The organism is Candidatus Nanosynbacter sp. HMT-352 (assembly GCF_021222645.1).
Lineage (GTDB): Bacteria > Patescibacteriota > Saccharimonadia > Saccharimonadales > Saccharimonadaceae > Nanosynbacter.
The window spans coordinates 151,906-171,154 of record NZ_CP089520.1; the positions used below are offsets into that span (position 1 = coordinate 151,906).

General features: G+C 44.0%; 22 protein-coding genes. 20 read left to right on the top strand and 2 right to left on the bottom strand.

Annotation, left to right across the window (positions count from 1 at the left end; all coding sequences use genetic code 11):
• Positions 1 to 39: 39 nt before the first annotated feature.
• Together LR957_RS00800 and LR957_RS00805 are read right to left on the bottom strand one after the other, a co-directional pair.
• Positions 40 to 312 (bottom strand): 50S ribosomal protein L27, encoded by a 273-nt coding sequence (locus LR957_RS00800; protein WP_129632482.1) that lies wholly within the window; start codon positions 310 to 312, stop codon positions 40 to 42.
• A 63-nt stretch (positions 313 to 375) separates the two neighbouring features.
• Positions 376 to 1,569, bottom strand: a complete 1,194-nt coding sequence (locus LR957_RS00805) for a TRM11 family SAM-dependent methyltransferase (protein WP_232273100.1) — start codon at positions 1,567 to 1,569, stop codon at positions 376 to 378.
• A 38-nt stretch (positions 1,570 to 1,607) separates the two neighbouring features.
• Between LR957_RS00805 and LR957_RS00810 the strand changes: the two genes are divergently transcribed.
• From LR957_RS00810 to LR957_RS00905, 20 genes are all read left to right on the top strand, one after another.
• Positions 1,608 to 2,675: a lysylphosphatidylglycerol synthase transmembrane domain-containing protein gene (locus tag LR957_RS00810; RefSeq protein ID WP_232273101.1), complete on the top strand. Its 1,068-nt coding sequence runs from the start codon at positions 1,608 to 1,610 to the stop codon at positions 2,673 to 2,675.
• On the top strand, positions 2,659 to 3,759 hold the full coding sequence (gene xseA, locus LR957_RS00815) for an exodeoxyribonuclease VII large subunit (RefSeq protein ID WP_232273102.1): 1,101 nt from the start codon (positions 2,659 to 2,661) through the stop codon (positions 3,757 to 3,759). Before LR957_RS00810 ends, xseA begins: the two co-directional genes overlap by 17 nt.
• Positions 3,749 to 3,937 (top strand): hypothetical protein, encoded by a 189-nt coding sequence (locus LR957_RS00820; RefSeq protein WP_232273103.1) that lies wholly within the window; start codon positions 3,749 to 3,751, stop codon positions 3,935 to 3,937. The genes xseA and LR957_RS00820 overlap by 11 nt, the downstream gene beginning before the upstream one ends.
• 40 nt (positions 3,938 to 3,977) lie before the next feature.
• The gene (locus LR957_RS00825) at positions 3,978 to 4,637 is read left to right on the top strand and encodes a hypothetical protein (RefSeq protein ID WP_232273104.1); all 660 of its coding nucleotides are present in this window, start codon (positions 3,978 to 3,980) and stop codon (positions 4,635 to 4,637) included.
• A gap of 35 nt (positions 4,638 to 4,672) precedes the next feature.
• Positions 4,673 to 5,389, top strand: a complete 717-nt coding sequence (locus LR957_RS00830) for a sensor histidine kinase (RefSeq protein ID WP_232273105.1) — start codon at positions 4,673 to 4,675, stop codon at positions 5,387 to 5,389.
• Positions 5,386 to 5,757 carry a response regulator gene (locus tag LR957_RS00835; protein ID WP_232273106.1) on the top strand — a complete coding sequence of 124 codons (372 nt, stop codon included), beginning with the start codon at positions 5,386 to 5,388 and terminating at the stop codon, positions 5,755 to 5,757. Before LR957_RS00830 ends, LR957_RS00835 begins: the two co-directional genes overlap by 4 nt.
• Positions 5,741 to 6,421, top strand: a complete 681-nt coding sequence (recO, locus tag LR957_RS00840) for a DNA repair protein RecO (RefSeq protein WP_232273107.1) — start codon at positions 5,741 to 5,743, stop codon at positions 6,419 to 6,421. The genes LR957_RS00835 and recO overlap by 17 nt, the downstream gene beginning before the upstream one ends.
• A 74-nt stretch (positions 6,422 to 6,495) precedes the next feature.
• Positions 6,496 to 7,854, top strand: coding sequence for a glycine--tRNA ligase (locus LR957_RS00845; RefSeq protein WP_232273108.1), 1,359 nt, complete (start codon positions 6,496 to 6,498; stop codon positions 7,852 to 7,854).
• 102 nt (positions 7,855 to 7,956) lie between these two features.
• Complete coding sequence (locus LR957_RS00850) at positions 7,957 to 8,571, top strand: hypothetical protein (RefSeq protein WP_232273109.1); 615 nt, start codon at positions 7,957 to 7,959, stop codon at positions 8,569 to 8,571.
• Positions 8,568 to 9,065, top strand: a complete 498-nt coding sequence (locus tag LR957_RS00855) for a hypothetical protein (RefSeq protein WP_232273110.1) — start codon at positions 8,568 to 8,570, stop codon at positions 9,063 to 9,065. The genes LR957_RS00850 and LR957_RS00855 overlap by 4 nt, the downstream gene beginning before the upstream one ends.
• Positions 9,066 to 9,089: 24 nt before the next feature.
• Positions 9,090 to 9,758, top strand: a complete 669-nt coding sequence (locus tag LR957_RS00860) for an SDR family NAD(P)-dependent oxidoreductase (protein WP_232273111.1) — start codon at positions 9,090 to 9,092, stop codon at positions 9,756 to 9,758.
• A 26-nt stretch (positions 9,759 to 9,784) separates the two neighbouring features.
• Entirely contained in the window at positions 9,785 to 10,801 is a 1,017-nt protein-coding gene (locus tag LR957_RS00865) for a gluconeogenesis factor YvcK family protein (protein ID WP_232273112.1), read from the top strand.
• Between the two features lie 48 nt (positions 10,802 to 10,849).
• On the top strand, positions 10,850 to 12,415 hold the full coding sequence (locus tag LR957_RS00870) for a hypothetical protein (protein WP_232273113.1): 1,566 nt from the start codon (positions 10,850 to 10,852) through the stop codon (positions 12,413 to 12,415).
• A 27-nt stretch (positions 12,416 to 12,442) separates the two neighbouring features.
• The gene (locus tag LR957_RS00875; protein WP_232273114.1) at positions 12,443 to 12,868 is read left to right on the top strand and encodes a ribonuclease H family protein; all 426 of its coding nucleotides are present in this window, start codon (positions 12,443 to 12,445) and stop codon (positions 12,866 to 12,868) included.
• A gap of 39 nt (positions 12,869 to 12,907) precedes the next feature.
• On the top strand, positions 12,908 to 13,885 hold the full coding sequence (locus LR957_RS00880; protein WP_232273115.1) for a Kiwa anti-phage protein KwaB-like domain-containing protein: 978 nt from the start codon (positions 12,908 to 12,910) through the stop codon (positions 13,883 to 13,885).
• A 1-nt stretch (position 13,886) separates the two neighbouring features.
• Positions 13,887 to 15,137 (top strand): ATP-dependent DNA helicase, encoded by a 1,251-nt coding sequence (locus tag LR957_RS00885; protein WP_232273116.1) that lies wholly within the window; start codon positions 13,887 to 13,889, stop codon positions 15,135 to 15,137.
• 220 nt (positions 15,138 to 15,357) lie between these two features.
• A complete protein-coding gene (locus tag LR957_RS00890; RefSeq protein ID WP_052198792.1) occupies positions 15,358 to 15,726 on the top strand; it encodes a division/cell wall cluster transcriptional repressor MraZ in 369 nt (122 codons plus the stop codon).
• A 293-nt stretch (positions 15,727 to 16,019) separates the two neighbouring features.
• Positions 16,020 to 16,940, top strand: coding sequence for a 16S rRNA (cytosine(1402)-N(4))-methyltransferase RsmH (rsmH, locus tag LR957_RS00895; protein ID WP_232273117.1), 921 nt, complete (start codon positions 16,020 to 16,022; stop codon positions 16,938 to 16,940).
• A 199-nt stretch (positions 16,941 to 17,139) separates the two neighbouring features.
• A complete protein-coding gene (locus LR957_RS00900; RefSeq protein WP_129634729.1) occupies positions 17,140 to 17,481 on the top strand; it encodes a hypothetical protein in 342 nt (113 codons plus the stop codon).
• Positions 17,482 to 17,502: 21 nt separating this feature from the next.
• Positions 17,503 to 19,248 carry a peptidoglycan D,D-transpeptidase FtsI family protein gene (locus LR957_RS00905; RefSeq protein ID WP_232273118.1) on the top strand — a complete coding sequence of 582 codons (1,746 nt, stop codon included), beginning with the start codon at positions 17,503 to 17,505 and terminating at the stop codon, positions 19,246 to 19,248.
• Position 19,249 lies beyond the last annotated feature (1 nt).

Genomic DNA, 19,249 nt, shown 5'->3' on the forward strand with positions numbered 1-19,249 from the left:
GTATTTACCGGAGCTATTTTAATAAAAAGTTTTTACCGATTAAAGAACAACAACTTGCGTTCGGCGTTCTGATTTGCCGGTAAACTTGGTTTTCTTGACTGACTTAAAGCCAACTACGCCATCTTTTGCAGCGTGGATGGTGAAATTACGGCTAACGTATGTACCGTCACCAGCGATCTTTGTAGCGCCAGTTTGGCGAACTAGAACTTCTCCAGCGGAAACTTTTTGACCGCCAAATCGCTTAACGCCAAGACGTTGACCAGCATTGTTGTGGATATTCTTACTAGAACCACCAGCTTTAACCTTTGACATTCTTTACTCCTTATAGTTTCTATAAAACAATCTGTTCTAGTTTATCGAAAATAAAGCCAGTTGTCAAGCGGTTTTGGCTATATCTGCGAGTTTTAATACCAATATTTCTCTGGCAACGACCTGATCCTCGCGGTGGTATAAGAGATTTTTATCGATAATTTGCTGATATCCAAGTTTTTTAAGATTTTTTATTAGAGGCAGGTGAGTAAATCTGCCTTCGCGGTCTTGCCATGCTGGAACGGCTATACAAAGTGTCGTGTCTGGGCGAATTTGCGAATGGATATTTTGTAGAAAATCGCTAATTATGTGATTACAATTTCCGACTACTTCGTGAAGTTTTTCTGGGCTGGGTGGTGCGGAAAATGGCTGACCTAAATATGTTTCGCAAACAATTCGAGAAATTCGCTCTTTCTGTTCACCTGTTAATTTTACAGAGGTGGCATCGGCCTGATGTGCTTGCCAGAAAGTTTTTGTTGAAAAAGTCTTTTCCACCCAGTTCATATTTTCGGTCGTGTAAGATATCATCTTATCGCTCAAATCACTGCCGTAAGCATTCACGCCGATAAGCGCAGCTTCTTGTAGTACCGTTCCTGTGCCACAAAACGGATCCCAAAGGTAATCGTTAGGTTTTGCGCCAGATAGGTTAATCATAATTTGTGCAAGCTTGGGTGGAAGCATTCCCACGAAGGCATCGCGCTTTGGTCGTCCGCGGTCGCGCTGAGTATACGAATTGATATTTTGAGTACCACGACTTTCAGCGATTATCAAATCTCCGTATGCGTTCTTAGCTATGATAATTTCAATTTTCGCCTCAGACCTGCCGAGTTTATTATTGTGAGAGGTCGCAGTGGACAGCGCGGCGGTTTTATTAGGAATTAGGCGCAAACTAACGCCAGATTTTTTCAGGTTGTTTTTTAAGATAATTCCGATTTTTTGGACGTTTCTCGGATCTGTTTTATTGCCATAAAAACTTATCCCAAGCGTTATTTTTTTCTGGCTATATGAAAGTTTTTTCGTGTATTTTTCAACAATATTTTTTGAGGCTTGGAGCAGGGTATTGCGGTCTGATTTTTGCGACTTTATCTTCGTGGTAACTTGTCCGCACTTAATCGTTCCGCCGAGATTGTCAATTGATAAATTGTCGCAATTAACCGTGGCGGCTTGGTTGGAGATTTTTTGGATGTTTTGAGTGCCGTAAACCGCCTCTAATTCAGCGATAGAGATTTCAGGCTGGCGACCGAGAATAGCTATAAACATGTCGTAATTATAACATTTATCGTGGTATAATGAAGGTTATGTTACCGAAGGTGTTGCAATTGTTAAAGTCGCCACGAGCTGTTATGAGCGTTTTGACGTTGGTGGTTTTGGCAATAATAATTTTTCTATCTCGGCATGAGCTAGTGAAGGCGTGGAATCTGTTTTTGCACGCGGATTTATGGCTATTATTCTTACTATTGCCGTTTCAGATTATCGTGTACTTCGCTGGCGGCGAGATGATTTTTTCGTATTTAAGAGAGAAGAATCTGATTCATCATATTTCCAGGTTGGAGCAGACGAGGATTGCGCTGGAGCTCAATTTGGTCAATCATATTTTTCCGTCGGGTGGAGTTAGTGGGATTTCGTATACGACATGGCGAATGCATAAACTTGGCGTGAGTTCGGCGCGTTCGACATTTGCGCAGGTGATTCGTTACGTTACGGGATTTTTGTCTCTTTTGGTTTTGTTGGTTATTGCTGTGTTGGCGCTTGCTATCGATGGTAAGGTTAATCGTTATATCGTTGCCGCTAGTTTCTTGCTGATTATCGTGGTTTTGGCATTAACTTTTGGTCTAATTTTTATGTTCTCGTCGAAGCAGCGCATGCAGACGACTGCCGCTAAATTGTCTAGATTTATCAATACGCTGGTAAAAATTGCAACCTTGGGTAAGAAGCGACGAGTGATGAAGTCGAAGAAAGTTGAAGAGTTTTTTGTTGATATGCAGGACGATTTTCAAGATTTATCTAATCATCCGAAACTTCTAATAAAACCGATGATTTGGGGAACTGTTTACACTGTTTTTGATGTGGCAATGTTTACAGTGGCGTTTTTATCACTGGGTGTTTTTGTTAATCCGGCGATTCTGATGGTTGGATATGGCGTGGCGGGATTGGCGGCTATTTTTGTGTTTACTCCTGGCGGCACTGGCGTGTATGAAACTATTATGATTATTTTCTTAAGTATGGCAGGCACTCCGCCGGATTTGGCGATTGCTGGAATAATTTTGACGCGAGCAATTTTACTTACTGGCACGATTATCTTTGGCTATATTTTCTATCAACACGCACTGATTAAATACGGCAAGCCAGATGATTCCCAGATTTAATGTTAGTAATTTCATAGCAGTTGTCAATCAGACTTTTGACGTGGCTTTTGCTGGAACGGTTGAAGTTGAGGGCGAAGTTTCTGGCCTCAAGTCTTATCCTCCGAAATACGCTTTTTTCGATCTAAAAGATGACGACGGGCTGGTTCGATGTTTTGTTGGTTTTAGCAATTTACGCACGCCAATTGAGGATGGAATGAAAGTTGTTGTTCGAGCGATGCCGGCGCTTAGGGATAATGGCGCCTTTAGTTTGAATGTTCAAGAGATTCGCCCATTAGGCAAGGGAAGTTTGAAGCGAAGTTTTGATCTTTTGAAGCAAAAATTGACAGTTGAGGGTTTGTTTAATTCTGAAAGAAAGCGGCCATTACCGCAATATCCTCAGAGGGTGGCTGTTATTTCCAGTACAAAAGCGGCGGGATATGCTGATTTTATGAAGATTTCCGGTGAGCGTTGGGGTGGCGTGAAATTCGTAGTCGCCAACGTTAATGTGCAGGGTGTGAATGCTGCAGATCAAGCTGTTCGAGCAATATCATATTTTAATCAAATGTCAGAATCTCCAGATGTGATTGTTTTGATTCGTGGCGGTGGTAGCGCGGAGGATTTGGCAAGTTTTAACGATGAGAAGCTAGTACGAGCGGTGGCGAGTAGTCGCATTCCGACGATGACTGGAATTGGTCATGAGATTGATGAAAGCTTATGTGATTTGGCGGCGGACGTTCGTGCAGCCACGCCGAGTAATGCTGCGCAATTGCTGTTTCCTGATAAGCGAGAAGTGATTCGGCATTTGCATTACAGATTAATTGACGCGAAAGATTCAATTCGTAGAGCTATCGAAGAACAGTCGCTCAATGCAACAATATTGCAAAAAGAAGCGTTAAAACAGTGGTCAAGCCGTGTAGATGCGGCTGTAAATGCAACATTGTCACAACAAAAAGTTATCGCTGAGTATGATCCGGAAATGGCGCTGCGTCGTGGCTATGCAATGATCAAGGGTGATTTACAGATTGGTAATATTGTAGAGATTACAACAAAAGATATAATTATGAAAGCGAGGATTGAGAATAGTGAACAACGATATGACAATTGAGCAAATGATGGCTGAATTGAACGAGCGAATCGCGTGGTTTCAAGGCGATGATTTTAATCTGGATGAGGCGAAACAGAGGTTTATTGAAGCGAGAGAATTGTCAAAAAAAATTACTGCCACGCTGGAAGATATGCGACATGATATCGAGGTTCTTAGCGAGAATTTTAATGCTGAGTAAGATCTTTACATCAATTAAAGCATAAGCTATACTTTACAATATGATGACGAGAGATAAGAGTGAGCGTGGCTCAGTTAATGGCTGGATGGTCGGTACAATCGGCTGTCTGATATTGTTTTTGATTGCTGGATCTTTGGCAATTTGGGCGTACATGCAATACTCCCGAGAAAAAAGCAGTGTTGATAGTAAAGTTGCGATTGAAGTCGCTAAGGGGAAGAGCGAACAAGCCGAATCAGACCAGAAGAAATTTTCTGAAGAAGCAAAAAACCCGCGTATTGAATTTGTTGGTCCTGCTGAATATGGTCGAGTATCGTTCATGTATCCAAAAACTTGGAGCGTGTATATAGCAAACGATGGCAGCGATAGGGGTGACTATAAGGCTTATCTTCACCCAGTTTCAGTTCCTTCGACGACTAATAAAAATAGTCGGTTTGCGTTAAGGCTGGAGATTATCAATAAGAATATGGATACGGTGCTGAATGATTATCAATCACGGTTAAAGAAGGGTGAATTAACCTCAAGTAGTACTGAGTTTAATGGAATTTCAGCGACTCGGATTGACGGTACGTTTGAGAAGGAGTTGCGTGGCTCTGTGGTTTTGATGAAAGTTCGCGATAAAACTATTCGTTTTTCAACCGACGCGGATACGTTTAAGCCAGATTTCCAGACTATATTGGGCACTGTAAAAATCTCTGAATAGAAAAATCCATTACGTATTTGCTATACTAGAATTGTATGGCAGGTAAAGAGTGGAGTGATGCTGATTTTGGGGGATTGCCGAGCGTTTTGGTGGCGGCACACGAGCTGAAAACGCCGCTGGCTTTGATTAGGCAATTGGCGCTACTGTTGGACGACGATTTAACCAGTTCTGCCGATAAAACTCAGATCCAGCAACGAATTATTCGAACTTCTGAACAGGCGTTGCAGCTTACGATCGATTTGGCAAATTCAGCTAATTTAACGCCGTCGTTATTTCCGCTTGAACCGGTTAATCCGTTGGCTTTATGCCAGCAAGTAGCGATGGAAACGAAGTTCAACGCAGTGCTTTATGGGCGAAAAGTTAGCTGGCCTAAGAGCAGTCGAAATAGTCAATTGATATTAGCGAACCGAACACTTTTGGGGCGAATTTTAGCGAACTTTTTGAATAACGCACTGGCATATACAGAGGATGGGTCGGAAATTAAGGTTTCGGTTAAGGCGACAAAAGATGCCGTAAGGATGAGCGTGCGAGATTTTGGACCGATGATGAGTTTGAAGGAGTATCGGCTTTTGCTTGATGAAATGGAAACGCGAAAAACCGTACGAACAAGGCCGGAAAGTAGTGGGCTGGGGATTTACGTGGCGAATCAATTTGCGCGGGCGATGAATGGGCGAATTGGTCTGATTCGTCACCGTGATGGATTGACTTTTTATGTAGAAATGCCAATTAGTCGGCAGTTGAGCTTGATATGAAAAAACTGTTAATCGTTGAAGATGATAAGAATTGGGCGGATATTCTGGGCAAGTTTGCCGCGGATGTTGGGGCGGAACATCGAGTGGTGGTTTCTGGTGGTCAGGCTATTGAAATTATTGATGATTGGAGGCCTGATGCGGTGATTTTAGATATGTTGCTGGCGGGAGAAACGGCGATTGCTTTGTTGAATGAACTGCGATCGTACGCGGATTTGGCGAGTTTGCCGATTGTGGTTTGTACGAATATTGACGTTAAAATGGACGATTTGCGTCCGCTTGGCGTGAAGGCGATTTTGAATAAAACATCGATGCGTCCGAATGAGGCGCGGGCGATTTTTCGCGAGGTTCTAAATGACGGGGCAGAGTGAGCGAGTAAAAGCAATTGTTTTGAGGCGAACGAATTACGCCGAAGCTGACCGAGTTTTGCAATTATTAACGCCAAAAGGTCGACGTAGTGTAATCGCAAAAGGCGTGCGTCGGGAGCGCAGTAAATTAGCGGGCGGAATTGAATTATTCGCGATTTGTGATGTGGTTATCCGTTCTGGTCGGGGCGATTTGGGGCTATTAACTTCCGCTCGATTATCGGCTTTTTATCGGCATATTTTGGAAGATTACGATCGGATGCAATTTGCATATTCGGTGATGAAATTGGTTTCTGCGGCGAGTGAAAATATTGACGAACCAGAGTGGTATTATGTACTGAGTCAAGTTTTAGAGCAATTGAATAATCCTGCGATAAACCAAAAATTGATTGAAACGTGGTTTTATTTGCAATACGCGAGTTTGCTGGGTGATGAATTGAATCTTCGCACGGATGTAACGACGGCGGCGCTACTTCCTGATAAAAAATATATGTATGACAATGCAGAGAAAAGCTTGAGATTGGCGGAGCAGGGCGATTTGGGTGCAGACGCAATCAAATTGTTAAGGTTAATCCAGGCAAAACCACTCACGAATGTGGCGCAAATTGGCGGAATAACTGAGGTTATAAACGATTGTTGGCTGACCGCCAGACAGCACGCCGCGGTGTAAAATTGCTCGTAAAATGGTATAATTTAGGAAATAATGTGAATCGCCATGTTGCCAACATGGAGAAAGGTTTTTCGATGAGTCAAGCAAAAATGGAAGATATTATTAGCCTGTGTAAGCGTCGAGGTTTTATTTATCAGGGTTCTGATGTTTACGGCGGTTTGTCTGGAACGTGGGATTACGGTCCGCTTGGCGTTCAATTGAAGCGTAACATTATGAATTTGTGGTGGCGAATGTTTGTTGACGAACGTGATGATATATATGGCGTTGATGCGGCGATTTTGATGAATCCGAAAGTCTGGAAGGCGAGTGGGCATGTGGATACGTTTGTTGATCCATTATGTGAAGATACGGTTAATCATCGACGTTATCGTACGGATCATATCCTTAAAGACAATGAGGTTGATGCGGACGGTTTGACGATGGAGCAAATGGATGAAGTGATTACGGAACGGGGAATTAAAAGCCCAGACGGTAATCCACTGAGTAAATCTCGCACGTTTAATATGATGTTTAAGACGAGCGTTGGCGCCACTGAAAGTGAAGACAGCGTTGCATATCTTCGTCCAGAAACCGCTCAGGGAATTTTTACCAATTTTAAGAACGTTGTTGATAGTTTTTATCCAGACTTGCCGTTTGGAATTGCTCAGCAGGGCAAAGCGTTTCGCAATGAAATTGCGCCGCGAGATTTTGTTTTCCGTAGCCGAGAGTTTGAGCAAATGGAGATTGAGTATTTTGTCAATCCAGAAAATTGGCAGGAAGCGTTTGATGAGTTGTTGAAGTCGACGCACGAGTTTTTGGAGGCATTGGTATTAGACCCTAAGAATATTCACGAGTTGGACGTTCCGGCGGAAGACAGGGCGCATTACAGTAAGAAAACGATTGACATTGAATATGATTTTCCAATTGGCAAAGAAGAGCTGATGGGGATCGCGTATCGGACTGATTTTGACCTGATGAATATTCAGCGCGTCAGCGGAAAGAGCATGGAGTATACAATCAAGGGGACGAATGAAAAGTTTGTGCCGCACGTGATTGAGCCGAGTTTTGGTGTTGAGCGGGCGCTGATGGCGGTGTTGTCGAGTGCATATCGCGAGGACGAGCAGAACGGCAGTAGGCGTGTTTATCTGGCACTTCCAGAGCATTTGGCGCCAGTTAAATTTGCCGTTTCGCCGCTACTTAAGAATAAGCCAGAATTGGTGGAGAAGGCGCGTGAAATTTACGCCAACCTATCTAAGAAAAATCCTGGACGTGTTATGTGGGATGACAATGGAAACATCGGTAAGCGCTATCGCCGTCAGGATGAAATTGGTACACCGTACTGTGTGGTTGTTGATTTTCAGACGCTGGAAGACGACACTGTTACTGTTCGCGAGCGAGATACAACAGAGCAGAGGCGAGTGAAGATCGAGGACTTTGCACGGCAAGACTCGTAATTGTCGAATGAGGTTTATATTGAGCGAATTCCAAGAGGACGAGTCGGGTTTGCCGATAGAATAGTATTGACTTTTTCTATAAAATAGTATAGAATATCAGGCATGGAAAAAAATACAGGCGGTGTATCTTTTGGTATTAGATTTATTGACTCTGGTAGTGGCTCAGAGGATTATTCTACTGCTGAAAGTCAGCGCTTGATTGGAATCTATGATGGCAATTGGTCTTTGGAAGAAGATGGAACTGTGAATGCGTCTATGGCGTTTGCTAGAAGAGTGGGCAATGTTCGTAGTCATGGGAATTTGATAGAGAAGGTTCGTGGAATCGGCGAGAGAGAGGCGCGAGTATCTATTTCAGGATGCCTTGGAATTGAAGGTGAAAGGGTGGAGCTGGATGGTAGATTGCTGGATGATCCTATGTCATGCGGTGGAACTTCTTTCTTAATCAAATCAATACCAACTAAGCTTGTTGTTCCTGATTCTATCGAAAATAACCCTGACTACAACCAGAAGTTAGAGATCGTCAGACTTGCCTTGCGTGTCGGAGCTGTGGCTTTGCATTGTACAGGATTGCCGTTGGACGAACTTAGAAAATCTCCCGTTAAGCATTTTTCCTCGGATAAAGTGGATAAGTTCGTTTCTCGTTTCCATGGTAATGTGGATTTTGGCAGCGAGTGGAGGAAATATAAGGAAATTGCCAAGGATTTAATGGCTATATGAAGAAGACTGATAATTACGGTGCCAGGGTTAAAATCGAGAATATCGTTGAAGGCGACCTTAGTGAAGTTGATGAGAATTCGCTGTTTGCTTTACTGACTGGATTGACTATTAAAAAAGGTCGGATTTTTGACATGGACATAATATTAGCTAGTCGTGATGATAAATATTCGGGACACAGCATGTTGGCAGAGAAACGTCTCCCCAGCCGATCCGCATCCATACAATCGCCATCTCAGTTTTCGCGTGGTAAAACTGAGTTGCGAAGCTGGCGGGATAAGCGGGGTGTGCATTCTGTAGGGGGAGTAAGAGGAGAATTCAAAAAGAATACCTATTTTTCTTCAGATAATGCGGAATATCTCATGAGGCGAGTGGCTGCCGTGGCTGTTGGGCTTTGTTTGGAAACGCCTTTACAAGAGCTGGGTTCTGTTAAGGAATTTTCGGCCGAGGAGCTGGCAGAAGCTTGGCCGAGGCTTAGATACGGAATTTACATTTAATATTGTCATTGTTATAATAACCATATGCATATTATTCTTGGTGGGACGAGTGGGCTTGGATTAGAAATGGCGAAGCAGCTGCGAGAACGTGGCGAGCGTGTACTGGTTTTGGGCAAGACTCATAATCCACAGAAGCACGGCGAGGGTTTTCCTCTGGATGTGTATTATTCAGATCAAGTGGAGCCGGCGTCGGCGCGAATCGAGCAGATTTTAAACGGCGATGATATTGATCAATTTGTGTGGGCAGCTGGATATGGCTGGCGCGGCAATTTTGAAGATCAGCCGAGCGTTCGCAGTATGGCGGAAGTTAATTTTTCAGGCGCGTTGCCGCTGGTTCAATGGGCTTGGCGTAAGATGTCAACGCAGAATCGTAAGTCTGTACTGACGATTATCGGGTCGACAAGTAGCGTTAAAGCGCGCTCAGATGAAGCCGTGTATGTTGCGACGAAGCACGCTCAAGCGGGTTTGGCGCGAAGTTTGGGAATGCAGGCAGATGAACAAAAACTTCCAGTTAGAGTTGCGCTATTTTTGCCGGGCGCTATGAAAACTCCGTTTTGGAACGGGCGTGATCTTCCAGCTGACTATATGTTTTTCAACGATCCTGCGAAAATTGCCGCACACATTATCAACGCGATTGATTGTCAACAGCAGCCATTCTTGGAGTGGGCGTTGCCAAAAGGCACGTTGGTTTAGGCTTTCCAAGGTGCTATAATTCAAGCATGACAAATGGTTCGAATAATGATTATTTTGGGGTAAAAGTTGTAGTTATTGGCGGCGGGACGGGAAGTTTCACGCTGCTTTCTGGATTGAAAAAATATACACACAGCATTACAGCGTTGGTCAATATGGTCGACGATGGCGGCTCAACGGGCGTGTTACGCGATGAATTGGGCGTGTTGCCAGCGGGCGACGTCAGACAATGCCTGGTGGCGCTGAGTACTTCGCCGAAAGTTCGCGATTTGTTCAATTACCGATTTGGCGAGGGCAGTATGAAAGGTCACGCGTTCGGCAATTTATTCATGGCAGCACTGGAAAAGATGACAGGAAGTTTTGCTGATGCAGTGGAGTTGGCTAGCGAAGTTTTGGGTGTCAATGGTCGAGTTTATCCGATTACTCTGGACGATACGACAATGTCGATTAAGCTGAAAGACGGCACGGTTGTTGACGGTCAGCACGCGGCTGAGTCGCTAAAGATTCCGCGTGGCGAGCGGCCGTGGCTAGAGCTCAAACCGCCAGCTACGATTAACCCGCGAGCCCGTCAAGCGATTTTGGATGCCGATTTGGTGGTGATTGCGCCGGGGCTTTTATATGGCAGTTTGGCGCCAGCGTTGTTGGTTCGAGGCGTTACTCGTGCGCTTGCTGAAACGAAGGCGAAGAAAGTCTATGTTTGCAATTTGGTTACCAAGCCAACGCAGACTGATGGATTTACCGTGGCGGATTTTGCGGATGAAATTGAGCGATTTTCAGGGGTGAATATGGATTATGTGCTTTACAATAATCATCGCCCGCCAGAGGAATTGATAAAGAAATATGCTCACGACGGCGAATATTTGGTCGAGTGGGATAAGGAATTGCTGAAGAAAAAGCATTATTATGCGTCGGGCAAGCGTTTGATTGCTGATGACGTGTGGGTCAATACGAATTCCAACAGCGATCCGTTGGCGGCTCAGCGCAGCTTGATTCGTCACGACGCCGACAGGGTAGCGCGCGAATTGATGCGGATTTATTTTGCGTAGATTCCAGGGCTTGATAATTTCCCATTACTATGATATAATACAAGGGTTGTGTCAAGTGAAAATTGTATTTTGAACGAAAAAGAGATTATACCTGCAGAAGAGGTTTTTCATGAGTCATGCCGTAAGGTTTTAGACGGCTATATTAGTTGCACTGAAGGTGAGCGTGAAGATTTTAAGGATCATGCTTACCGAGTGCATAAGATCGTAAAAGCATATACGGGTGACGATTTACCACCAGAGGCAGCTTCGTTGTCGTTGATTCACGACGTTGCTGATAGGATGTTTAATAAAAAGAGCACGAAATATAACGATGTGTGGGCCAGGAATGCCGCAGATGCACTTTATGAGTTTATGGATGATGAAAAGATTAGCCATGATCAGTTGGAATATTCCGCAAGTTTACTGGCTGATATGGCTAAAATTGAACAAAGTGCGGCTCATCATCGCAGGCAGATGGCTAGAATTGCCAAAGAAGAGATTGCTCAGCCATTATTAGATTTCAACCATATGGGAATGGAGATGGATAAGGTTAATATCGAGTCGTTTATAATAAAAGGCGCCGAGATAATGGATAATTTGCAGCATCCGTCGTCAAAGAGGGAATCTGCAGCTTTACAGGATGTGCTGGAAGCTGAGTCATTCTATGCTCCAATTCTTGAGGCGATGGGGTATGAGGCTTTTGCTGCAGAACTACGTAGTGCGGCTAAAGTAAGACGACTAATTGGTCAAGGTAAGGAAGACCTTGTTAAAAGTGCTAAAGAGACACAAGATAGGGTTCTACAGGTCGGCATGGACGAAATTGCAGACAAGATATTTGGTGTGAATGACGGTACTATCAATTATGCTATTCGTAAAGATGAGGATTCTGGCGAATATTCTACTCACATGGGGGAATTTGCGGCTGATACCGAATATGGCAATATGGTTGCTGGAAACTGGCGCATTAAAACTGTAGGATCGCTTGCGGATAAACTTAAGGGCGGTGACGGAATTATGGATATTGTAGGTATGATGGTGATATCTAGAGACCGTAAAACGATAGCTCGTGATTTTGCGCATTTTATTGCTGATAGGTTGAAGGAGTTTAGACCAGTATGTGCTCGGAGTAAAAACAGACCGGTATATATCCAGGGAACTAAAGAATATGTTGATATTGTGGAGCGTAATCTTCGTGAATTGGGCGTTAGTTCGGATGAGTATTTGATAAAAATTGATACCGATGAAAAGTGCGAAAAACGAGGATATTCTATCTATGAAGTATCCAAAGTAACATTTGCTGTGGATATTGACGGTGTTGAGACTCCAGTTGAAATACAGTTTGTCACAAAAGACGAGCGACGTAGTTCGAGAGTGGAAGAAAAATCTCATCTTATTTATAAATATCTACAATCTCTGGGTTTTGGTAAAGACTATCTAGAAAAAGAAACGGCTCGCCAGCGTTACGATAGAATGACGATAATCAATCTTGCGAAAAAGGTCTTGGGGGATCTACATAAGCGACGCTACGATATGATAGATAGCAAAAACACTGGTAACCTTGGACTTAATCCGAAGTCTCTGTCTAATGAAGATGAGTTTATTGAGAACCTGATTGCTCTACGGGCTGACAATTAATGACTTGCGCGTGATATAATCATACTAATGACGACTTACTATACTGACGGCTCTGCTTCGCCAAATCCCGGTCCAGGTGGGTTTGCGGTTATTCGTGATCTTCAGCCTTATATTTTGGGGTCGGAAGATGGCGATACCACCAATATTCGCATGGAGGGCAAAGCTTTAATTGCGGCATTGAAAGACGCTAATGGCGCGCCGTGTGTGATTTATTCTGATAGTGAATTTTGGATTAACGTGGTTACCAAGTGGGCGCCGGGATGGGAAAAGCGCGGCTGGACGAAGAAGGGCGGCGAGATTAAAAATCTGGATATTGTACGTGAACTGTACGAATTATATTCAAACTCTCAGGCGGATTTGCGTTGGGTGCGTGGCCATGAAGGCGACGAAGGAAACGAATTGGCTGACGAATGGGCTAATCGGGCGCGTGAAGGCGAGAGATTGACAAAATAACAGCTAGCGACATCTGATAAAAATTGCTATACTAGAAAAATGGAAGAAGTGAGGGAAACGACTGATATCTTTTTGTGGGCAAATCAAAATGACGCAAAAAAGAATGATTTACAGATAGAGCTGTTCTTATTTAGCAAAAATTACACGCCATATTTTATGCCGATAAAAGGCGATGTTGAGCAGCAGCTCAGACCGTTGTTCTTGTTTGATTATATCAATCAGGTCAATTTGGGTGCGGGCACTGGACTGAGTGTTCGTGATTATGAATTGAGTGAATTAGAAGATAATGTTCTATTGAGGACTGATTTGGAAAAGGTTGGGCGAGCCGAGACGCTGATTCATTTGATTGAGCATGAACGTCATGACATCATGGAGTTTTCGGAAACTGAGCACGAGTTTAAGCGTATGAAGGGGATTGTGGCGCGATTTACTGATCCGAATAATCCTGACGCAATATTTTACACGGTTAAGCTAATCCAGCAAGGTCAGACGCTAAAGAGTGCGTTGGCTTGGGAATTTTCTGATGGAAAATTTGGTTCATTTAATGCAGAGGTTGGTTTTAAGGTTCCGGATGATAATCAAGTTTTGATTGTCGGTAAAGATATTTTTGCGTTTAATCCTGGAAAGTTTGAGCGCATGTTTGGCTATGAGTATAAAAAGCAGGTGATTGCTGATAAAAAAGTGGCTGAAATTGAGAAGGAATATAAACTGAGTTTTCCGGAGGGAATGGATCTTAATACTCTGGTGAAAGAGCGCAAAAAGACAGTCAATAAATTGCAGAAGTTGGAAATTGGCGCAGTTAAGCAGGAAGATGTTTTGGATTATGCCGACGAGATGCAATTGGAATTGATGAGTGACGACAACGGCGCAATTATTATCATGGACGGCAATGATTTGGATATGTTCGTAAATCTCATTAACGAGGATTATATCGAGAGTAAAATCACGGGCAAGCGTTACGAAATTAAGTCGAAGAAGTTGCTCGGCGAGCCAGAAGGCGAACCGCCACGGGGCTAAAATGGATCAAGAATTAGCGCTGGCTATTCTACTTAGCGGTCGGTCAGCGTTACTGACCGGTGCGGCTGGAACGGGTAAAACTCACCTGTTGAATAATTTTATTGTGCAGGCACGAAAACGGGGTAAGAAGGTGTCAGTAACAGCGACAACTGGTCTGGCGGCGACGCATCTTGGGGGCAATACAATTCACAGCTGGAGTGGCATTGGCGTAAATGATCATTTGCCGAACAATTTTTTTGAACGATTGTCAAAAACGCGGCGTGATGTGATTTCTAAAACTGACGTGTTGATCATTGACGAGATTTCAATGCTTCACGATTTTCGGCTGGATATGATTGATAAAGTTTTACGAACCGTCAGGGAAAATGATCAGCCGTTTGGTGGCATTCAGTTGGTGATGAGTGGCGACTTTTTCCAATTGCCGCCAGTGAATCGCCCAAATGAGCAGGGCGGTGGATTTGTGGTTTATTCTGATGCTTGGCAAGAACTTCAGCCGGCGGTTTTATATTTGGAGCGACAATATCGTCAGAACGATGAGCAGCTTTTGGAGATTCTGACCGCTCTAAGAACTGGCGATGTTAGACGACGTCACGTCGAGGCGTTGCTGGCGCGTACGGAAATTGAGCCGCCAGATGGTGATATTACAGAACTACACACTATAAACGTTGATGTTGATGATATTAATATTCAAAAATTGGCGGAATTGCCAGGAGAAGAGCGATCGTATCAGCAAACGACGACGGGCTCGAAAATTTATGTAGAGAATTTGCAAAGGTCGGTCCTGGCTCCAGAAAATCTGGTAATTAAGCTGGGCGCGTTGGTGATGGCGGTTAAAAATTCGCCACAAAAATTATATGCCAATGGAAGCATCGGTACGGTAGTTGATTTCGAGCCGTTGACGGAATATCCTGTTGTCGAGTTTCGAGATGGTCGTCGAGTGACGATGGTACCGGATGTTTGGGAATTGCGGGACGGAGAGCGCAAACGAGCAAGTATTTCTCAGGTTCCGCTGCGTTTGGCGTGGGCTATAACGGTTCACAAAAGTCAGGGAATGACGCTTGATGCGGCTAAGATTGACCTGAGAAAGGCGTTTGTCAAAGGCATGGGTTATGTGGCTTTGAGTCGCGTGCGAGATTTGGACAATTTATATCTATACGGAATTAACCGTAGGGCGCTGGAAGTTTCTCCTGACGCGCTAGCGATTGACGAGGTTTTGAGGCAGGCGAGCAGGGAATCTGCTGAGAGATATTAATAGCGTAGGCTTACATCAACTCAACACTAGGCTTTTCCACAAAAATGTGGAAAAGTTTTTATTTGACGTAAAAATGGGTAAAAAGTCAAAAAAAGGGCTTGCAAGTGGGTAGGTGTGGGTAGTATAGTGGAGTCAGTGGAACGAAAGTTGATGGAAAATCACCAACAAAAACAAACATCCACTGTAAAAAACAACTAATCTACCACGAAGGAAGGACGACGTGCAGACAGATTACTTTGAGCGTAAGTTGGACGACAAGCGACGCTTGACGATTCCGGCTGAGCTCAGGGCAGAATTTGCATCAGGCGTCGTGCTAACTCGAGGGTTTGGCAAATATCTCCACTTATATCCACAGCAAATCTGGGATCGGGAAGTGGAAAGTGCTCTAACGGGAAGTATTTTGGATGAGCGAGTTGCCGACCTGAACGTTAAATTCCGACGAGGTAAAACCGCATCGGCGCTCGACCAAAAACAAGGACGAGTGACGATTGAGCAGCATTTGCTCGACTACGCTGGAATTGACAGAGAAGTCGTTGCCGTGCGAGCAGGGGAATATTTTCGGCTAATAGCGGCCGAGAATGCGGAATAGTAGATTAGCTAGGCACCTTAACAATTAGAAACCTCTCGAGATCAACTATCTGGGTATTTGAAAATGGCATGTGGCAATTTGCTCCACATTAAAAACAGCAACGTACCTTCCTCAAACACCTCCCAAAAAAACTCCACCTCACACATAAGTCTCTTTGGAAAACATGGTTGTTACTGACAATCAACAAATTTCCACTCTTAAGACAACAAAAACAAACAAAACACAAATACAAAAAAGCCAGAATTAAATATCCAGTTAGGTGATCTCGAGCATTATTTCTGTATAATGGAATAATGATGAGTATTAAAGAACATCCACCACAGTCGGAAGAACTCCAGGCGAGCGAACCGATTCATGTTCCCGTACTTTTGGAGATAACCCTTAGCAAGCTACAGCCAGTCGAAGGCGAGTCGTATCTCGACTTGACAGCTGGCTATGGCGGTCATGCCAGGGCATTCTTAAATAGGACGGATAATTACTTGAGCTCAGTGTTAGTCGATCGTGATGAAAACGCGATTAAGACATTGGGCGATTTGGCTGAAAAAGGCGTAACTTTAATTCACAAAGATTTTGTGAGCGCAGCGCAGGATTTAGTCAAGCAGGGACGTAAATTTGACGTGATTTTGGCTGATTTGGGGGTGTCGTCACCACAGCTTGACAGAGCAGAGAGAGGTTTTTCGTTTCGATTTGATGGTCCGTTAGATATGCGGATGGATAATCGGACGGAAATCACAGCGGCAGATATTGTCAATTCGTATTCGGTTGATGATTTGACGCAGCTGACTATTCGTTACGGCGAGGAAAATCCCGGACGAGCAAGGCGAATTGCGCAGGCAATTGTAAAAGCTCGACCAATTCAGGGAACGACTGAGCTGGCTGATCTGATTAAGCAAACTGTTGGTCGTGGTAGCATGAAGCATCATCCCGCGACTCGTACCTTTCAGGCGCTACGTATTGAAGTCAATCGAGAACTTAAGCTGATTGAAGAACTATTGCCACTTTTGCCATGCTTACTTAATAAGGGCGGGCGAGTAGGAATAATTAGTTTTCATAGCTTGGAAGATAGGTTGATTAAGCGTTACTTTTCTGAGCAAGCGATGGCTGGATATGAGGCCGAGCTAATTGTCCCAGAGAAAAAACCAGTGTCTGGAACTGAAGATGTTCACAATCCGCGTAGTCGAAGTGCAAAATTTCGATACGCCGTGAAAAAATAAAACAAAAAGAAGGAGGCACAATATGCCAATCCACATCAAAGTAGAATTCCAGAATACAGACAAGCCAGAGGCTGTTTCAGTACGCCGCGGCTAAACTAAAGCGTATTCCGGAATATACCTTAGAAAAACCAGCCTGTCTTTAACAGGCGGGCTGGTTTGTTATGCTAAACACAAATATAAACATAAAAGATAGAGACAAATGACAAACACCACCACATTTACTTCACGACGTTCACACGGTCAATTGCGCCGAAATCAGAATTCTACACGTTTTCAGTCTCAGGTCAAACTTGGTCCTGTTGCTCACACAGTGCTAGTTGCATTGATGATTACAGTACTGGGCTTGATTTATCTTACTCAAGCAACCAGACTTACGGCTTACGGCTATGAAGCTCAGAGTTTGGATACAAAAATCACCGAACTAAGCGCAAAAAAGTCAGAATTGGAAGTTCAGAATGCACGCTTGACGGCGCTAGAGAAGGTGAAGAATAGCAATGTCGCTTCAGCTATGACGACAACTGAAACGCATTACGCTCAATAGTGATATAATAAAATAAGCAATATGCAGCGGCTTATTCGTTCAAGAACTGGTTGGTTAGCCATCGCTTTACTAGTAGTGATGGCGGCTTTTGTGTTGCGATTATTCCAATTGCAGATTTTGCAATATGGCAAATATACGGAATTAGCGCGGGCAAGTCAGCAGCGCCAATTCGTCATTCCTGCAGAGCGCGGGAAAATTTACATGATGGACGGAAAAACGCCAGTTCCAGTGGTGCTTAATCAGGCGGTTTATACGGTGATTGCGGATCCACAGTCGATTGACGATAAAGAGCGGAGTCAGCTTGTTGATAGTTTGAGGGAAATTGCTGGCGGCGAAATGACGGAAAATGTATCTGAACGCCTCAATAATAAAAAGTCGCGCTATGAAGTTTTGGCAAAGAATATTACCAGAACTCAGGCGGAAAAATTGAAAAAGAAGAACTTTGCCGGCGTGCTTTATCAGCAAAGTTCGATCAGAAATTATCCCGAAGGTCAGTTGGGTGCGCACGTGCTTGGATTTGTGAATGCGGCTGGCGAAGGTCAATATGGCGTCGAAGGCTCCTTGAATAAGCAACTTAAGGGTCGGGACGGGCTATTGCAATCTGTAACTGACGTTAGAAACATACCTTTGACGGTCGGGAAAAATAATATGCGAATCGAGGCAAAACCTGGTGACAATTTGGCATTGACGGTGGATCGGAATATTCAAAGCCAGACTGAATTGGCGCTGAAAAAGGGAATTGAAGCGGCTGGCGCTACTGAGGGAAGTGTGATTGTTATGAATCCGAAAAACGGTCAAGTTCTGGCAATGGCGAATTATCCGACTTATAATCCAGCGGATTTTGCCAAGCAGAAAAACGGGTCGGTGTTTGTGGATAGCGCGTCGATGGTGCCGTTTGAGCCGGGATCGATTATCAAATCTTTTAGCTTCGCTACGGCAATTGACAAGGGTGTTATCACCCCGTCTAGTACATATAATAATACCGACTGTATTAAAGTCGCTGATCGTACGATGTGTAATGTCTTGAGAGGTTTGGGTGGCACGATGACGATTCAAGGTGCGTTTAATAATTCGCTCAACGTTGGTACGATTACTGCGATTCGAAAATTAGGAAATGGTTCGCAGATTAATTTGCCGGCTCGTCAGACTTTGTATGAATATTATCATGATAAATTTGGCTTTGGCGCCAAAACTGGAATTGAGCTGGGCGAGGCTTCGGGTTATATTTATCCACCGGATAGTGCTGAAGGAAATGAGGTTCGTTATTCGGCTATGACTTACGGGCAAAGTATGAATTTGACTACGATTCAGGTCGCAGCTGGATTTTCATCGCTAGTTAACGGCGGTCAATACTATAAGCCGACCATTCTCGTTGGTACAATTGATGAATCTGGCAATTTGAAATCGTCGGAAAATAAAGTCATTCGCCAAACCATAAGTGGCGGCACGTCATCGCAGATGCGAACGATGCTAACGACGGCGCGCCGATCTTCATTCCTGTCAAAGAGCGACAAATCTGGCTATGAAATTGGTGGAAAAACCGGTACTTCCGAAACGGTGGTCAATGGCGCTTACACACAGAAGGAAACGATTGCTACATATATTGGTTATGGCGGTGGAAAAAATGGTGCCGAATATGTCATAATGGTACGTGTAGCGGCTCCGGGAAAAGGGATTAACTTACAGGGAAATCTCCATGCTGGGCCAATTTTTACGGATATATCCAACTGGATGATTGATTATATGAAAATAGCACCAAAGGAATAAA

Coding starts and splice junctions, on each gene's coding strand:
- LR957_RS00800 (WP_129632482.1), bottom strand. CDS start 312: ATGTCAAAGGTTAAAGCTGGTGGTTCTAGTAAGAATATCCACAACAAT.
- LR957_RS00805 (WP_232273100.1), bottom strand. CDS start 1,569: ATGTTTATAGCTATTCTCGGTCGCCAGCCTGAAATCTCTATCGCTGAA.
- LR957_RS00810 (WP_232273101.1), top strand. CDS start 1,608: ATGTTACCGAAGGTGTTGCAATTGTTAAAGTCGCCACGAGCTGTTATG.
- xseA (WP_232273102.1), top strand. CDS start 2,659: ATGATTCCCAGATTTAATGTTAGTAATTTCATAGCAGTTGTCAATCAG.
- LR957_RS00820 (WP_232273103.1), top strand. CDS start 3,749: ATGACAATTGAGCAAATGATGGCTGAATTGAACGAGCGAATCGCGTGG.
- LR957_RS00825 (WP_232273104.1), top strand. CDS start 3,978: ATGATGACGAGAGATAAGAGTGAGCGTGGCTCAGTTAATGGCTGGATG.
- LR957_RS00830 (WP_232273105.1), top strand. CDS start 4,673: ATGGCAGGTAAAGAGTGGAGTGATGCTGATTTTGGGGGATTGCCGAGC.
- LR957_RS00835 (WP_232273106.1), top strand. CDS start 5,386: ATGAAAAAACTGTTAATCGTTGAAGATGATAAGAATTGGGCGGATATT.
- recO (WP_232273107.1), top strand. CDS start 5,741: ATGACGGGGCAGAGTGAGCGAGTAAAAGCAATTGTTTTGAGGCGAACG.
- LR957_RS00845 (WP_232273108.1), top strand. CDS start 6,496: ATGAGTCAAGCAAAAATGGAAGATATTATTAGCCTGTGTAAGCGTCGA.
- LR957_RS00850 (WP_232273109.1), top strand. CDS start 7,957: ATGGAAAAAAATACAGGCGGTGTATCTTTTGGTATTAGATTTATTGAC.
- LR957_RS00855 (WP_232273110.1), top strand. CDS start 8,568: ATGAAGAAGACTGATAATTACGGTGCCAGGGTTAAAATCGAGAATATC.
- LR957_RS00860 (WP_232273111.1), top strand. CDS start 9,090: ATGCATATTATTCTTGGTGGGACGAGTGGGCTTGGATTAGAAATGGCG.
- LR957_RS00865 (WP_232273112.1), top strand. CDS start 9,785: ATGACAAATGGTTCGAATAATGATTATTTTGGGGTAAAAGTTGTAGTT.
- LR957_RS00875 (WP_232273114.1), top strand. CDS start 12,443: ATGACGACTTACTATACTGACGGCTCTGCTTCGCCAAATCCCGGTCCA.
- LR957_RS00880 (WP_232273115.1), top strand. CDS start 12,908: ATGGAAGAAGTGAGGGAAACGACTGATATCTTTTTGTGGGCAAATCAA.
- LR957_RS00885 (WP_232273116.1), top strand. CDS start 13,887: ATGGATCAAGAATTAGCGCTGGCTATTCTACTTAGCGGTCGGTCAGCG.
- rsmH (WP_232273117.1), top strand. CDS start 16,020: ATGATGAGTATTAAAGAACATCCACCACAGTCGGAAGAACTCCAGGCG.
- LR957_RS00900 (WP_129634729.1), top strand. CDS start 17,140: ATGACAAACACCACCACATTTACTTCACGACGTTCACACGGTCAATTG.
- LR957_RS00905 (WP_232273118.1), top strand. CDS start 17,503: ATGCAGCGGCTTATTCGTTCAAGAACTGGTTGGTTAGCCATCGCTTTA.